The organism is Butyrivibrio sp. Su6, assembly GCF_900108105.1.
Classification (GTDB): domain Bacteria; phylum Bacillota; class Clostridia; order Lachnospirales; family Lachnospiraceae; genus Butyrivibrio.
Window position 1 is genome coordinate 92387 of the sequence record NZ_FNUR01000005.1, and the last position, 15817, is coordinate 108203.

Below are 15817 nucleotides of genomic sequence, written 5' to 3' on the forward strand. Positions count from 1 at the left end.
ATTTACTTATGCTCTCTTTGAAAGAACATTTTTCTCATATTCCATGCAGTCTTTGAACCAGTCCTCTTCAAGAGCTACACCGTTCTTCTCACAGTAATAGTTCCAAACATCACCAACAGGAAGCATCTTGATCTGCTCTGTAAGTGACATGAGCTCTGTAAAGTTCTGGGCATTCTGAAGCTCAGTATATTTCTCCATTGGCTGAAGCTCTGCATACAAAAGAGCCTTCAGGAAATTTCTCATTCCGTTTGTCCAGGCTGAAATACGGTTAATGCTTGCATCAAAGTAGTCCATACCAATATAGAATCTGTCAGCACCGTTTCTTACGATCTCCTGAGCAAGGTCTCTTGCATCATCATTAAAGATAACAACGTGGTCTGAATCCCAGCGAACAGGACGTGATACATGAAGTGCCATCTTGTCATAGAAAAGAAGCATTGAGCTGAGCTTGTCAGCTACATTCTCTGTAGGATGGAAGTGTCCTGTATCAATGAGACACATAACGTTATTCTTTGCAGCATAATTCATATAGAACTCGTGGCTTCCAACTGTATATGACTCTGCTCCGATTCCAAATACCTTTGACTCAACAGCAACTGCAACTTTATTCTTGTCATAAGGTGTAGCAAGAATTTCATCAAGAGAAGCCTTAAGTCTTTCTCTTGGAGCCTTTCTGTCACCAGGTACATCCTTAAGTCCATCAGGAATCCAAATATTCATCATACATACCTGGCCTGTCTCAGAAGCAAGGTACTCAGAAATTCTAAGGCATGCCTGACCATGTCTTATCCAAAACTTTCTTACATCCTCATCTGCAGCTGAAAGTGTTCCATTATCAGACTTTGGATGGCTGAAATATGTTGGGTTAAAGTCAATGCCAAGTCCTCTTTCCTTTGCAAACTCAGCCCACTTTTTAAAGTGCTTTGGCTCAAGAGCGTCTCTGTCAGCCCATTCGCCATCTTCAAAAATAGCATAAGAAGCGTGAAGATTGATCTTATGCTTACCTGGAACAAGGCTAAGTGTCTTATCTATATCAGCCATGAGTTCTTCAGGAGTTGTTGCCTTGTAAGGATAATTTCCTGTTGTCTGGATTCCACCTGTAAGAGGTCCTTTCTGATCAAAACCTATTACATCATCACCCTGCCAGCAGTGCATTGAGAGCTTAATTTTTGAAAGCTCACTGATGGCTTTTTCTGTATCAACGCCAATCTTTGAATAGCGCATTTTAGCTTCTTCATATCTTTCTTTAACTGTCATTTCCCCTTCTCCTTCTCGTGATCTTTGCATGCTTGCACATACTACCTTTTTACTAAATAAAGCTTAATTGAAATCCAAAAGGAATTTAAGGTCTGATAAAAACAAAAAATACGTCCTTTCTTGCAAACGCAAAAATTTTTATATAGAATGAAAATATGAATAAAAAAATACTTGATATATTAAGTCCAATAACAGAAGAAGAAGAGGCTATACTAGGCGGTGAGGAGCACATCAACAGAACTCTTTACTACAGTGATGAAAAGACATCTTCTCCCCACGACGAAATTGATTCCTCCAGAGTGCTTCAGGATGGTAAATTAATAGATATGCGTCCTCATGTGCGTTTTATTCACTTTCCTCTTCATACACACAATTACGTGGAATTCATCTATATGTGTCAGGGTGAAACCACGCATATCATCGACGGACAGCGCATTGTTTTAAAGGAGGGCGACCTTCTTTTCATGAACCAGCATGCCAGACAGGAGATACTTCCTGCAGGCGAAAACGATATTGCTGTTAATTTCATGATCCTTCCTGAATTCTTTGACACTGCCTTTTCAATGCTAGAAAAAAACGAAAGTCCTTTGAGAGACTTTTTGGTAAGCTGCCTGACAAAGAAAAATGCAGACGGAAACTTTCTATATTTTAAAGTATCTGAGATTCCACAGATTCAGAACATAATGGAAAACATGATCTGGAATATGATAGGAACAGACAGCACCGATTACCAGAGTGTAAATCAGGTAACCATTGGTCTTTTATTTTTAAATCTCCTAAAACATACAGAGTCCATCGGCGTGTCGCGAACTTCCTATGATCAGGAGATAATGTTCAAGCTTTTAAGATATATAGACACAGATTACAGGGATGCTTCACTTAGTTCCTTTTCGGGATCTGTCGGCGAAGACCCCTACGTTCTTAGCAGGATCATAAAGAAAAATACGGGAAGCACCTTCAAGGAGCTGCTGCAGTCAAAAAGGCTGAACAAGGCTCAGGAGCTTTTAAAAAACACCAATATTTCAATAGCTGATATTTCTGTGATGGTGGGTTATGACAACACAAGCTTTTTTCACCGGCTCTTTAGAAGAAAAATTGGTTGCAGTCCTAGAGATTTCAGGTTGAATTCGTAGTTTATTCCGTATATACTATTAGAGCATTTGTTGTTTACATAAATTGCATATGAGTTTTTTATTCTTAAATAGCGAAGGTATTTTTTCATGTCAGATAAGCAAAAGAAAATCGTAACCACTTTAAGATGGGATTGTATCAGACTTGTAGTAGTGCTGCTTGCCGCAATGCTAATGGCTATCAATATCCAGACCTTCATTAATGGTGGCGGACTTATCCCGGGAGGTGCACAGGGACTTACAATTGTTATCCAAAGGGCAGCCCTTAAATACCTGGGGCTTCAGATCGCCTACTCTCCTATCAATATTTGCCTGAACGCAATTCCTGTTTATATCGGTTTTCGCTACATAGGCAAGAAATTCACATTGTTTTCAATGATAATGGTTTTGGCAAATGGTATTTTTGTAGATATCATTCCAATCCACACTGTTACACATGATCCTCTTCTGGTTGCAGTTTTCGGTGGTATTTTAAATGCAGTTGCCATCACCATGTGCCTTGAAGTTGATGCAACAAGCGGTGGAACGGACTTTATTTCTATATTCTTATCACAGAGAAAAGGAATCGATGCATTCCCTATTATCCTTGCAGGAAATGTCATAGTCCTCACAATTGCCGGAGCTATGTTTGGATGGGAAAAAGCCCTCTACTCAATGATATTCCAGTATGTTTCAACACAGACTCTGCACGTACTTTACCGCACTTATCAGCAGAGAACACTTTTTATCATTACCGATATGCCCGACAAAGTTTGCTCTATGATATATTCAACCTGTAGTCACGGCGCGACTTTGATCGACGGAGAAGGCTCTTTTGCCCACAAGAATAAAAAGATCGTGTATTCTATCGTAAGCGCTTCTGATACCAGAAAGCTTATTCCTAAGATAAAAGAGATTGACCCAAACGCATTTATCAACTCTATCCGTACAGAAGAAGTAATGGGTAACTTCTATATGAGACCAAGAGACTAAAATCTTTGAACACCCAAAAGTGTATCAGTAAAAAAGGTGCCTGCTCATCCTTAATTGATAAGCAGACACCTTCATTTTAAAGCTGTTCCATGAATTTAGTCCATGAAACAGCTTCTTCATTATTCTTTATTTCTGATTACTCCACAAAAGGGATTTTGCTCCTTCGCGCTCAGCTTCCATTGTCAGATAAACTGAAGGAGCATCTTTTCCGGGCTCTTCTATTCCAACATAAATTTTTATTCCGGTTTCCTTTAAAATATCACTGGATACATTTATGGTACTCTGTTTCTCCTGGTCCTGGCAAAGTTCTTTAAGATCGATTGAGATCAGATGTTTCTCCAGGAGATTGCCATTTTCATCTTCTATATAAATGTACGGCACCAGATCAAAATACACCGGTGCAACGCCATCATTTGTCATTGATATTTCAATTTCTGTAGTGTTATTTGCTGCATTTTTCATGCTAAGCGAGCTGACTCTGTATCTATAACCAACTCTTTTAAGCACTTCATCAAAAGATGCTGAAAGAAGGTTGTTCCCCCTTGGACATTCAGGAACTTTGGGGCCTATAAAACTCATGTGAGAATCATCAAGCAGCGATAAGGTCTTCCCAAGGCCTATTCCCAGCATTGTGCTCATAGGAATGGAACTTGTAAATTCTCCGCCAACAGGTGCAGTATTCCATACATCAGGAGCACTTCTAAGGCCATTCTCCTCTTTAGTCTCATTATAAACGCCGCCCTCATTTATCCATTCAAGCCACTCAAGAGTATCCTCTTCTGCGCCTGTCATATCATTGAACACACCAAAGTCTTCTGGCATTTCTGCAAAGGGCCTTCTCATCAAAAGTCTGGCATAAGGAAAAGCATTTACATAATGTTGTACATAAATACTCCTTGTCTCTGTAAGAGGCATTTTAGGAATACCTGCAGGATAGTAGGTATGCCACTCTCCCCAGTGTCCAAGACTTCCAAGCTCAACATAAGCAAGGAATCCATCTTCAGAAAAATGCCTTCCTATCTCATTTATAACTTTTTCATGTTCACTTATAAAGATCTGGTTGTTGTAATCAGGACAGTATCCACGGCCATACTCTATATCGTAAAACTCTCCGTCTTTTGTTTTTTCATAGAGCCAGTCCGGAATGTCCATATGTTCTTCACTTCCCGGATAATCGCAAACAAATCTAAGGACAAGGTGCTTGCCCTCTTTTTTCCATTCATCCAGATGATTGTCTGCCTCTATATCATCCCAGGCATAAACGCCTTCTTCGGGCTCAAGGTCACTCCATTTAAGATTCATATAAACAAGAGTGCTGTTCTGGCACAATTCAACGCTGTCACAATCAGGCGCAAATCCCACATATGGATTGGGATAAACGCCATCATCCGCCTTATAATAAAAAACTTTTTCTTTTCTGAAACTAAAGAACATATAGAATGCTCCAACTAAAACTCCTGCAAGTATAGTCAATACAAGCAGCAATATCAGCTTTCTTTTATGCATTATACTCCCCATTGTACTGAATGAGTGTTACATCTTTTACATTGTCAATGTCTCTAATCTTTTCTTCAAAGAAGAAGTCATCGCCCTTAACATTAACTTCTACAGCAAGCTCTGTAACATCGCCGCGCATAGTCTTGGACTTAACGAAGTATTTCTTTTTACCAAATGCTCTTAAAATCTCATCTCCGGCTTCTGTTCCCTCATAATGGATAACAGCGATATATATCTTGCCATTTGATGATCTTGAATAGAAAATAGCAATCATGATTATCATGATGACTGCTGCTACAAGAGTAAGTGCATACATCCCAGCACCCGCAGTAATACCGGTAGTTATGGACCAGAACAGATACAAAAGATCAAGTGGATCCTTAACTGCGGTTCTGAATCTTACAATTGAAAGAGCACCAACCATACCAAGGGAAATAACAACATTGGTGCTGATTGCCAAAGTAACCATGCATGTAAGAACACACATACCAATAAGGGTTACCGCAAAGCTCTTTGAAAAAATAACACCTGCATAAAATCTTCTATATACAAGGTAGATCAAAATTCCTAACAAAAGTGCAATTAAAAGTGCTATTGCAATACTTCCTACATCGTATGTCGAATACGCATCGGAATTTAAAATTGATTTTTTAATCATGTCTTTAACGCTCATATAATATACCTCTCATCTACATAATTATCGCTTCCTTTAAGGTAAGCGGTCTTATCACAACACAAAACAAATTTGGATGCAGCCGTAAATTCGCTTGATGCAGGCGGGCACAGATCCCTTACCAGCTGCGGTAAAAACTCTGTGTATTTCACTTCCATGATCAGCTTATCTGAAGGAAGTGCATTGAGAGTCGGAAGTGTGGGATCAAATATATCGTAGCTTCCGATTGCTGCCCTGACCTTTTTGTCAAAGGTTATCCTGACGGTTCCTCCATCATGAATGTATGGTGCCCTGTCATAATCAACAATAACTCTTGGTCTTAAAACATTACTTACACATTCAACATAGAACTCTTTTAACAGGTTATTGTCCTTTTGCAAAAGAAATCCGTAATCTCCGTCAATTATCCTGTATACCTCATCTTTTGTGAGGTTTGCTGCTTCTTTATAAATATATTTATCGTTTTTAATTTTTCTTTCGAGTTTAATACCTTTATCAGAAAAATTGTAAATTCTGATCCTGTATTTTTTTCTGAAGAATACACCCATATCTTTTTCTTCATAAGCACTGTTAAAAAAGTCATCAAAATACAGGCTTCTTATGAGATATTCTCCATTTATCGCATTGGGGTCAAGTTTGAAATACGGAGAAAGCCTTGGTTTTAAGGCTTCAAACTCCCCATAGCTGATAAGGTATTTCCACTCATGTCTAAAGGTTTTTTCCATATATACACCGCTTCACTTATTAAATATCATTCTTCTACAGTATACCTGTCTATTGTACCATCTGCATTCACATAAAAACATAATGTTCCGTAAACTTTACCAATATCTTCAGATGTATAGTAATCAAAACAGTCCTGATAATTGCCATTCTCATCGTAAGCTTTTACTTTGAGGAAGTATTCACCGGGCTCAGGAGCATCGCAACTAAACTCAGTCCAAATTCCCTCATAGGAAGCAACGATATCGCTGCCATCAAGATTTCTTGAAATATAAGCCTTGTAAGACAGATCATCCTGTTGGAAATCATAGGATGCATCCCAGTTCACAGTCAGCTTTCCATCCTCGATCACAGGAGTGCCGGTATAGAAAGGCAGTGGCTTTTCAAGAGATTTTTTATAATTCTCATAATTAGCATCTACCAGATTCGGAAGCTTATCTGCAATCTCTTTGTACTCATCAGGAGTAAGTGACTCATATGTAACATCCGGCTGCTGCCAGATATAATTATCCGCAACTGCCGTATATTCATTAACCATCTCAGCAATTCTGCTGCCGGTTATAACATTGGCCTTAAGATCCTCAATTGCAGCATCCAGCTCATCTCTAAAGCTTTCTGATTTAAGGCACCTGTTAAAAAGAACATTGCCCCAGTAGTTACTTACACCTGTTTCCCAACTGCCATAGTCAGTACGTCCAAGAACTTCGTTCTCATCTGTTCTGAAAAGGCCATCTAAATCCCAACTAATAAAATACCATACTTTTTCATTCTTAGGGCTATAAAGATAACAATTTCTGCTCTGTGTATCAGCATTTCCTGTAAGAATGTTAAACGCAAGCCAATAAGCAAGATTTTCCCTGTCAAAATGCTCATCGAGAACATCATCTATAGAAAGCGAATAGTTATTCAGATCATCAAGCATATCAATGAGCTTTGTATGATCATCATCTCCCTTTATTTCAAGATATTCTTCAAACTTTGAAACATTATAGCCCGCATCAGTAGAAAGCTTTATGGCGTCTTCGTATCTGTAAAATTCGAAAAAATTCACCTTATAAAGCTGACCATATCTGTCAAGTCCATGGGCTCTCAAAGCCGTTTTATTAAGCTGCTCAACTTGAGTGTAAAGACCATAATCCTCAAATCCATCATCATATCCATCCGTGAGATCATTGACATATAAATGGACAAACTGAGTTCTCAGGCTCGGGAGCTGATCTATATTTTTCAAAAGATCAAATCCCAGCTTGTTTCTGAATCTGAGTCCGTCAGTCTGATGCTTATTAAGATTAATTGTGGTCTGTCCGTTCCAGTTCCCCTGATTTTCTTTTAGCTCAATCTTATAGTTCTTTTGCTGGCTTCTGCTGGATGTCTGCCCTCTGATCTGAACTGTTGCATTGGGAGCAGTCTTTCCAAAGCCCAGACTTCCGGCAGGAATCCCCTCTTCATTTCCAACCTGTAAAAGAGCTTCCACCTTATATCTGTCTATTCCAAGCTCATCATAGTAATAGGCAGAATGACTGTTTATCTCATCCCAGGTGTGATTGGTTCCTTCAGTGGCATTGCCGGTTCGGACAGTAAGATACATTGTAACAACATCCATCCCGTCATCCTCATATAAAGAGTCCACATCACGAATATGAATGCTATCTTCCGGATCATTCTCCTGTTTATTATCAATTACCTGAAGCATGGTGTTGGTCTCAGTTTCGGACTGACTGTTTTTGCCATAATAAAGATTGTACAAATTACTGCCTCCGATGGCCGCAGCAATGATGATAAAAGCAAAAAATATTCCTATACTTTTTTTCTTTTTCTTCTTCATAAAAAGACCTTTCTTATGCAGATTTTGAATTTCTGCTTATAAATGCATAAAGCTTACATCCAAAGCCGTAACGTCTTTCCGCCACTATTGGCTGAGTGCTCAGAATATGATATGGAAGCTTTGTCGTATAACTCATTAGTCTGTTAAGTGTAAAAACAAGGTATATGATGCAGCTAAATGCAAACGCAAAGCCATAAAACTTTACTTCAAGCATCAAAGAAAGAGCACTTAAAACAGTTGAAGATATTCCAAATAAAATTGCTGAATTTCTTGCATCCTCATAATCTGTAAAATACATAAGGATAAGCATAAGAACATTTCCAACCGCATAAGCTCCGTACCCAACGCTAAGGACTCTGAAATATCCTTCCATAAGTGAATCAAATCCCAAAGGAAGTCTTTCCAAAAGCACAAGTCCTACCGAGAGGATAAGTGCCGTCGCATAGAACTGCCTTCTTGCAGTATAGACAAGCTCATGCTCTAAAACTGTGAGCATTTCGTTTTCAGCCTGTTCTATTTCAACAATAGATCCCGTTCCATTAAACAGGTCATAATATTTTCTGTACTTTGGATAAAAATTAACTTCTACCGATGCCACAAAGTTTATGGTGGTGACAAGGATGGTAATAAATGCAAAGAGTGCAGCCACATCGTGCTGTGGTGCTCCATAATAAAGGCCTTTTATCTTTATTCCCACATCGCTCATCCATGCTATGACCAGGTGTGAAAAGAGACCTATATTTGTAAAAAAGCCAATAAGCATCAGGTCTTTATACTCGTCAAACCATGGTAAAAAAGCAAAGTGATTTTCCATAGAATTAGGAAAATATCCATACAAAAGTATCATGTCATAGACTATCATTACTCCATAGCCAACGCTTACACTGAGCATAAGTATATGGAGTGACACTCCAAGAAAAGCACATCCAAAAAGAGCCGTGAGCACCGAAAAGATAATCGCATAAACGTAGGACAAAAGGATTCCTTTATAATCTTTTACTGCAGTCAGATAACTCATCTGCGTCCAGGCCACTAATAGCTCCATGAACAAAATAAAATTCAAAATACACAGCATAAGATCAATACCTGCATTTGCCAGAAATATGCCCCACAAAATGCCGCCGAAGGGCATCTCAAATCCAAGTATTCCTTCCATTGACGGAAGAACATCCTTTTCTTTTTCCTCATACAAAAGATCCGCAATATACCTGGTCATTACCATGGAAAAGACACTGTTCAGCATCATGGATGCCAAAAGGCAATAGGTGATCATGCAGACTAAAAGGTCCTGCTCCGGCTTTTGAAGTCCTGCCACTCTCCCTATATAGTTAATACTCAAAAGAAACAGCACCCCAAGCAGCATAGGACCTGCTGTAACCATGCCCGTGTAGCCGTAAGCCTTGAGCATGGATAAAACACCTGTGGCTCTAAAGAGCTTTTTTAACTCAAATCCTATTCCTGCCATTTACAAATCAACTCCATATTCGATCAGGTTGTACAACTTATTATATCTATACATCATCTGTGGATGCTGAAAATATTTTTCTACTCTCTTCTTTCCGTTTTGTCCCATTTCAATTCGTCTTTTCCTGTCACTGCATAGCCTGTCCATAGCCTTGGCAAGACCTTCTCTGTGCATTGGAGGGGCAACATAGCCTGCACTTCCATAGAAGTCTCCGCTTGTACCTTCTATAAGCTCGCGGCAGCATCCAACATCCGTAGTGACAACAGGCCTTCCGGCTGCAAAGGACTCAAGAACCGAAAGAGGCTGCCCTTCAGAAATGCTAGTAAGGATGGTGAAATCCAGTTTCTCCATGTATTTCACCACATCGACCTGTCCTACAAATTTAATGCCTTTCAGTTCAAGACTCTCAACAAGCTGATAGCATTCCTCTGCATATTCCTCGTCGTCAACTCCTCCAAGAATATGAAGCCTTACATTATCTCGCATTCCTGTCAGCTCATGAAAAGCATATATAAGAGTCTTTACATCTTTTATCTGGGCAAGTCTTATTACTGCTCCTATATCCACAAAGCCGTCATCTTCCTTATAGGGAATGTTACAAAATCTCTCGAACCTTATACCGTTTGGTATCACTCTGCACTTTTCAGGATCTGCGCCAAGGTCAACCTGTATCTTATTGGCATTCTCAAAAAGGCATGTAATAAACGTAGATCTCTTGTACACAACATCTGAAAGCATGTAAAAGAACTTGATCCACTGCCTCTTAAAGTCCGGAATAACCCACTGGGCTCTAATTATCTCTTCTTCTCTTTCTCTTGAGTAGATTCCATGCTCAGAAAGAATTATGGGCTTTCCTGTCTTATAGTTGCCAAGAGATGCCAAAAGGCCGCCATACCCCGTACAAATCGTATGGTAGACATCTGCCTTTGGGACCTTACTTCCAAGAAGATACAGCACAGGAAGCAGCATCGACCTTATGGTGTGGAAAGTTTCAGCAAAAGCCACATATGGATATTTTTCCTTGCAAAGCCTTGTCAAAACTTCCAAAAATTCCTCACTCATAAGAAAGCTTGCCGGATTGTAATGTCTGTCCTGGTACATATTAAAAAGAATGTTCCAGTCCGGGCTCTCGCAGTCTATAAGTTTTTCAACAGCTTCTTTTTCAGCCTCGGAAAGCTTGAATCTGTCTTTTTTACCTGCTCTGACCTTTAATGCATCATCAAGAAAAACTTCGTGAACCTCAGCAACATTAGGTGGCAACTCATATTTATATCTGCCTTTATCTCTGGAATGAGCACCAATTACCCACAGGATAAAAGTGTGCTCGGGAAGTGCCTGGATGTAGCCATGCATCCAGGATGAAACTCCTCCATATGTGTAGGGATAACTTCCCTCCAAAATAAGACAAATTCTCATATACTATTCCCTTGTTATAGTAACAGTATCTTCATATGCATCAAGAAGATACAATGTCCCGTTTAACTTTTTTAGTTTCCCGCCATCTGCACTTATAAGCCCGCCTTCCGGCACTCTTATAAGATAATAAACATCATCTATAAGTCCTTTTGTTGTGATGATAACTTTTTTGTCCTCGACCTGTGTCTTTGGGATAACATTTACAAAGCGCTGAACTGCTCCGGCCATTCCTGAGCCTGTAAGATGTCTAATATCAGGAGCAGATTCATCTATCCATGTCATATAGTCATCAAGATTTTGACTTAGCTGCTTCCAGCCTATAGCCGCTCCACGGTCTTCATCCAAAAGATCATCAGGATGCATAAAGTGCGAAGTAACAAAATGGAAGTTAAGTTCAGAAAAAGCTGCCAGTTTCATGTAATCATCAATGATACAGCTGGACACAATTCTAGGAGTCTCAACAATTCCGTCCTCAGAAACCTCATATTCCTGCGAATAAGCATCGGGGCCTTCAAAATATATACTTGCTATAGTCTTGATACCCGGAAATTCATCGCCAATAAGCTGCCTTCCCTCAGGTGATAAAACATCTGAAGGTGGAACATATACTGAAAGCTCAGTCCCCGGAAAAACTCCGGTAGAGAACTTTGTAAGTTCATCGAGGGAGTTGTACATTGCTGTATAGCTCTCCCAGACCTTATATCCTATGTCATCTTCATAAACATAGTCAGGGCCGCACAAAGGCTGGTGATTGTAGCCATGATAACCAACTTCTCCTCCTTTGTTTAAAAGCATGTTTCCGTAGTAGTAATAATCCGCAGTGCTCTTGTTGGTAGGAAGTTCTTCGCCGGTATCATCTTCATAGGTTTCAATAATAAGCCCTGTATATGGAATATTGTGCTTATCTCCAAGAGCAAGTACCTTGGGCCACCACACAGCTGAGTAAAACTGGGCAATTCCCATTCCATAATCTCTTTTTATGTATTCACCATCACCGGCCGGAGTTGGTGATGGAAAATCATCAAGGTAGAATGTAGAAGCATTTATAACAGGATAGACAAAGACATCCTCTAAAAGAGTATAGGCACTTGAATAGATACCTCTGTAAGCTTTGGAAACGTAGCTGAAGTTACATACAACGAACTTTCCAGCGCCGTATTTGTAGCTCCATACAAGAGGTGTATTGTCCGATGTATGCGCATAAACGGCGGCGGATGAATCAAGCTGCACCACTAAGGATGACTCATATGCATCGTCTACATAGTATGTCTTTCCCGCCCCAAGCATATAATCTTCATCAGAGATAAAGTCGTTTACAACCGAAAGCTCATCTCCCATTTCAACAATTCCAAGTTTTGGGCCTATGATATCGAAGATTTCCGATCTTACAGGTGTAACACCAACAAGCAGCCTTCCGCCTTCCTTAACCCAATCTGTCAGTACAAGAATATCCTCTCCTATAGCAGAATAATCACTTGTCGCTATGACGACAGTTTCATAGTTTGTGCCATTTCCCGATAATTGCCACTTATTTATTTTTACTTCCGAAATATCGATAGTATCAAAACCCACCCTCATATCTGTAAGTATCTGAACATATTGAGGATAGATCAGTTTACTTGTGGCATCATCTTTGTTTATTATCAAAAGACATTTCTTTTCCCTGGGCAATTCCTTCATGTGCACAACATTATCAGTTGGCAAAAGAGTTACACTTTCATTGCTTCCTTTATAAAGGATTCCGACTCTCTCTATAAGAAGAAGCAAAAACATGGCGAAAAAGCCGATGGCCACATTTGTCAAAACATTAAAGCGTTTTTTCTTCATGCTTCCATCTCCTCTTTCTCCCACATCTTAACTATTTCTCTTATATCTCTTGAGTAATAATTACCGCTTTTTGCTGTCTCTGCTATCATTTCTTTTAGCTTAGTGCTGGCACCTGTCTCGTAATAATACCTAAAGCGCAAGAGCCAGTTTCTCTCATCATAAGGCCAGTTATGTTCCATAGTAGAAAGAGCCACGTCAGCCCTGATATAGAGCTTTGAATCCAAAAGACTCTTAACAAGTCTCTCATAATCATCGATATTGGGGTTAATGGCAAGCTTGGATATCAGCAGCTGGTGGTAGGTATTACGCTGTATTTCAAGGAGCTGTCCCTGAACCATACCACTTGATATATATTGCGCTATAAAAGAAATGTAATCATCAAGAAGTCCTTCCCTTCCGGGGTTTGTGGCATACTCACTGCTGTATTCCTGAAGCTTTAGCTCATATTCTTTTGAAAGTTCAACCATGGCTGTTGTGGCATAATGAACAACTTCCACATCATCATTCATCCTGGCCTGATTGATTACAGGAATATATTTTTTAACGTCTGTCATAAGAACGTCCATCATAACTGATCGTCTAACCGTTGGATCATTCATGATAAGAGCATCTTCAAGGGGCACGATATTATTAGCCTCTTCTGCCTGCCTTGGCAAAAGAGACTGATCTATAAGATTACTTCTCATAAGCTCCAGGTCACCATTTTTATTGCCATCTTTTCCAAGCTTTATCATGACAGTGATTATTACAGCACAAAGAGCACCCCAAAGCGGAATGCATACCACAATGATCATCATGAGACCATCAACTTTTAATACGCCAAGCTTCATTAGTACAAATACAGCAAGGCATAATACAAAATGTATGAGCAGAAAAATGTACACTATCATCCTACGCTCTCCACTACATCACACTTAAGCCCCATATTCTGAAATCTCTTTAATACAATAGCTTCACTGCTGTCGTCCACCTGCGATGCCAAAAGATATATATTGTTATCACTGCCAAGTCCCACAATATCGTTGTTACGAATCTTGGTCTGAAGCATTTCATCAATTTCCGTAAGAGTCCTGTTCTCTCGCATAATTCTAAAGAGCCTAAAGTCAGTAAGCTTATTATCAGCCATTTCTTTCTGAATATTGAACTGCTGCACAAAATACTCATGTTGCGTGATCTGGGTTCCCTCAACATATGTTTTATCAGCAACTGCTTTCTGATATTCCCATGCCTTGATAATGAAGTTCTCCATGAGTCCGCTTAAAATTCTGATAAGGTTCGTATAATACGTACTGATCTGAATATATTCTACGTGGTAGATCATTATCAAAACACTTAAGGTACCTTCAGATTTTATTCCTGCAACATAAGTTGGAAAGCCCTCTTTAACATCTCTGTTAAACCAGATCTCTCCTTTTGAAACTTCATCTATAACCGGTCTGTAGTCATCAAGATTTATTGACTTTTTAAGAGTAGAACTTATCTGTTCAGATGCTACGCTTAGTCTTGCAAACCTTGCATTGCTGTCATTTATCGTATAAATTGCAATTGTCCTGTTATCAAGTACATCTTCCATAACAGGAATAGATTCTGCAAAGATTTCTTCAGGCACTGTGGTACTAAGCTTTTGAACCACATCAAAGATTCGCCCAAAACCGTCTCTGCTGCCAATAAGGTCCTGCTTGTACTGATTTTTGTATTCCATGGCTTCTTCATAGAGCCTGTTAACGAAATCCTTTTCCTCTTTTACAAGCCTGTTCTCATCTGTTATAAAAGCAATGTCCTCATCTTTTCTCTGCTTGATATATCCACAGACAGCTGCCGTCACCAAAAGAAGAATGAAAGGAATCCAGTTGCTTGGATCATAGAACAACAGCATTCCGTTGGTACCCTGTCTGTAGTATGCAAACACCAGCGATGCAATCTCAATAAAAGCAGTTATCGCGCCAATGTGGGTGCCATATACAGAGGACATAAGTACAACAAATATAAGTCTTACATCGATCATCCTAAACTGCACGCTGCCGCCGGAATAATAATTGTAAGCCTCCACAAAAAGTGCTCCAAGGATCAGTTCAAGCACCATCATTATCTTTCCGTTTATCCTGAACTTTTCCCTTATAACATCTGATATTTTTCTTTTTTCATGATATAAGTCGCGATATTGCCTGATATACTCATCAATTTCAGCTACAGCATCTTTTTTGGCAAACCATCCATAGAACTCCCTGGCCACATCCTGTCCGTAATCGTGACGTCCTTTTATAGATGATCCGGTAAAAGATACTTTTGCCTTTGGGTAAAACTTCCTGATAATAGAAAAAGCCTCTTCGTAAGTGGTTTTTGCACCACTTCTCAAATAGATAGTCTCATAGGATCCATAGCCATACTCATCCTCTTCCCATCCGTCAAAAAGCCTTTCCAAAAATGCAGCAAGATCATCAATAGATAAAAAGTCTGCAATCTCATCGCCTCTGGCTTTTATATCAACCATTATGCCTTTTTCAAGAGCATCAAAAATACGGCACCAAAAATCATCTTTATAGTGCCCGCTTATCAGGTGAGGAGAATATATTATTCTTACTGAAATCTGGTATTGTTCAGCGTAATATCTGCAGATAGATTCCACAGAACTGTATATGAGAGAGTCACTGTTTTCCACATCAAGCAGCGCCTCATCAGATGTCACATAAACAAATTGTTTTACTTTTGTCTTTCTGCAAAGTGAAAGGACATTACGAAGCTGCTCAATCTCACCTACTTCGTAGCTGTCCTTATTTATAAAATGCGACACAAATACAACCCGCTCGAAGCCGTAGGTAAAGAACAAAGTTTTAAAGTCATCACCCATGATAGACTTTTTAAACCACCTGATATTACCTTCTTTTTGGCTTTCAAGCTTTGGTCCGCAAAGTATTATATTGTCTGTTCCAAATGCAGTTTCGAGGGATTCCTTCGAAAAATAACCATTACTACCTACTACAAGGGTATCCATTACGGTTTATTCTCCCTAAATACTTTTCTTCCCCACATAC

General features: G+C 39.4%; 12 protein-coding genes. 2 read left to right on the forward strand and 10 right to left on the reverse strand.

Translation table 11 applies throughout. The annotated features are described in order from the left end of the window. Nucleotides 1-6 precede the first annotated feature (6 nt). A complete protein-coding gene (locus tag C4S54_RS07535; protein WP_103868981.1) occupies nt 7-1257 on the reverse strand; it encodes an L-rhamnose isomerase in 1251 nt (416 codons plus the stop codon). 155 nt (nt 1258-1412) lie between these two features. On the opposite strand from C4S54_RS07535, the gene C4S54_RS07540 reads away from it, so the two are divergent. Both C4S54_RS07540 and C4S54_RS07545 read left to right on the forward strand, forming a co-directional pair. Beyond that, nucleotides 1413-2390 (forward strand): AraC family transcriptional regulator, encoded by a 978-nt coding sequence (locus C4S54_RS07540; protein WP_103868982.1) that lies wholly within the window; start codon nt 1413-1415, stop codon nt 2388-2390. An 87-nt stretch (nt 2391-2477) separates the two neighbouring features. Beyond that, a complete protein-coding gene (locus tag C4S54_RS07545) occupies nt 2478-3359 on the forward strand; it encodes a YitT family protein (protein ID WP_022776385.1) in 882 nt (293 codons plus the stop codon). Nucleotides 3360-3485: 126 nt separating this feature from the next. Here C4S54_RS07545 and C4S54_RS07550 read toward each other — a convergent pair whose 3' ends face one another. The 9 genes from C4S54_RS07550 to C4S54_RS07590 are packed head-to-tail and all read right to left on the reverse strand — an operon-like array spanning nt 3486 to nt 15777. Further along, a complete protein-coding gene (locus C4S54_RS07550) occupies nt 3486-4865 on the reverse strand; it encodes a DUF4832 domain-containing protein (protein ID WP_160110723.1) in 1380 nt (459 codons plus the stop codon). Continuing rightward, on the reverse strand, nt 4858-5529 hold the full coding sequence (locus tag C4S54_RS07555; protein ID WP_103868984.1) for a DUF4956 domain-containing protein: 672 nt from the start codon (nt 5527-5529) through the stop codon (nt 4858-4860). The genes C4S54_RS07550 and C4S54_RS07555 overlap by 8 nt, the downstream gene beginning before the upstream one ends. Further along, nucleotides 5526-6254 carry a polyphosphate polymerase domain-containing protein gene (locus tag C4S54_RS07560; protein WP_103868985.1) on the reverse strand — a complete coding sequence of 243 codons (729 nt, stop codon included), beginning with the start codon at nt 6252-6254 and terminating at the stop codon, nt 5526-5528. Before C4S54_RS07560 ends, C4S54_RS07555 begins: the two co-directional genes overlap by 4 nt. A 26-nt stretch (nt 6255-6280) precedes the next feature. Next, on the reverse strand, nt 6281-8077 hold the full coding sequence (locus C4S54_RS07565) for a CotH kinase family protein (protein WP_242973762.1): 1797 nt from the start codon (nt 8075-8077) through the stop codon (nt 6281-6283). A gap of 13 nt (nt 8078-8090) precedes the next feature. Next, nucleotides 8091-9542 carry an exopolysaccharide Pel transporter PelG gene (gene pelG, locus C4S54_RS07570; protein ID WP_103868986.1) on the reverse strand — a complete coding sequence of 484 codons (1452 nt, stop codon included), beginning with the start codon at nt 9540-9542 and terminating at the stop codon, nt 8091-8093. Continuing rightward, nucleotides 9543-10958 (reverse strand): GT4 family glycosyltransferase PelF, encoded by a 1416-nt coding sequence (gene pelF, locus C4S54_RS07575; RefSeq protein ID WP_103868987.1) that lies wholly within the window; start codon nt 10956-10958, stop codon nt 9543-9545. A 3-nt stretch (nt 10959-10961) separates the two neighbouring features. After that, nucleotides 10962-12785, reverse strand: a complete 1824-nt coding sequence (locus C4S54_RS07580) for a DUF2194 domain-containing protein (RefSeq protein WP_103868988.1) — start codon at nt 12783-12785, stop codon at nt 10962-10964. Then, the gene (locus C4S54_RS07585; RefSeq protein ID WP_103868989.1) at nt 12782-13675 is read right to left on the reverse strand and encodes a hypothetical protein; all 894 of its coding nucleotides are present in this window, start codon (nt 13673-13675) and stop codon (nt 12782-12784) included. Before C4S54_RS07585 ends, C4S54_RS07580 begins: the two co-directional genes overlap by 4 nt. Next, nucleotides 13672-15777: an NAD-dependent epimerase/dehydratase family protein gene (locus tag C4S54_RS07590; RefSeq protein ID WP_103868990.1), complete on the reverse strand. Its 2106-nt coding sequence runs from the start codon at nt 15775-15777 to the stop codon at nt 13672-13674. The genes C4S54_RS07585 and C4S54_RS07590 overlap by 4 nt, the downstream gene beginning before the upstream one ends. Between the last annotated feature and the right edge of the window lie 40 nt (nt 15778-15817).

Excerpts from the sequence above, each read along its gene's own strand:
- C4S54_RS07535 (WP_103868981.1), bottom strand. The coding sequence starts at position 1,257 with ATGACAGTTAAAGAAAGATATGAAGAAGCTAAAATGCGCTATTCAAAG.
- C4S54_RS07540 (WP_103868982.1), top strand. The coding sequence starts at position 1,413 with ATGAATAAAAAAATACTTGATATATTAAGTCCAATAACAGAAGAAGAA.
- C4S54_RS07545 (WP_022776385.1), top strand. The coding sequence starts at position 2,478 with ATGTCAGATAAGCAAAAGAAAATCGTAACCACTTTAAGATGGGATTGT.
- C4S54_RS07550 (WP_160110723.1), bottom strand. The coding sequence starts at position 4,865 with ATGCATAAAAGAAAGCTGATATTGCTGCTTGTATTGACTATACTTGCA.
- C4S54_RS07555 (WP_103868984.1), bottom strand. The coding sequence starts at position 5,529 with ATGAGCGTTAAAGACATGATTAAAAAATCAATTTTAAATTCCGATGCG.
- C4S54_RS07560 (WP_103868985.1), bottom strand. The coding sequence starts at position 6,254 with ATGGAAAAAACCTTTAGACATGAGTGGAAATACCTTATCAGCTATGGG.
- C4S54_RS07565 (WP_242973762.1), bottom strand. The coding sequence starts at position 8,077 with ATGAAGAAGAAAAAGAAAAAAAGTATAGGAATATTTTTTGCTTTTATC.
- pelG (WP_103868986.1), bottom strand. The coding sequence starts at position 9,542 with ATGGCAGGAATAGGATTTGAGTTAAAAAAGCTCTTTAGAGCCACAGGT.
- pelF (WP_103868987.1), bottom strand. The coding sequence starts at position 10,958 with ATGAGAATTTGTCTTATTTTGGAGGGAAGTTATCCCTACACATATGGA.
- C4S54_RS07580 (WP_103868988.1), bottom strand. The coding sequence starts at position 12,785 with ATGAAGAAAAAACGCTTTAATGTTTTGACAAATGTGGCCATCGGCTTT.
- C4S54_RS07585 (WP_103868989.1), bottom strand. The coding sequence starts at position 13,675 with ATGATAGTGTACATTTTTCTGCTCATACATTTTGTATTATGCCTTGCT.
- C4S54_RS07590 (WP_103868990.1), bottom strand. The coding sequence starts at position 15,777 with ATGGATACCCTTGTAGTAGGTAGTAATGGTTATTTTTCGAAGGAATCC.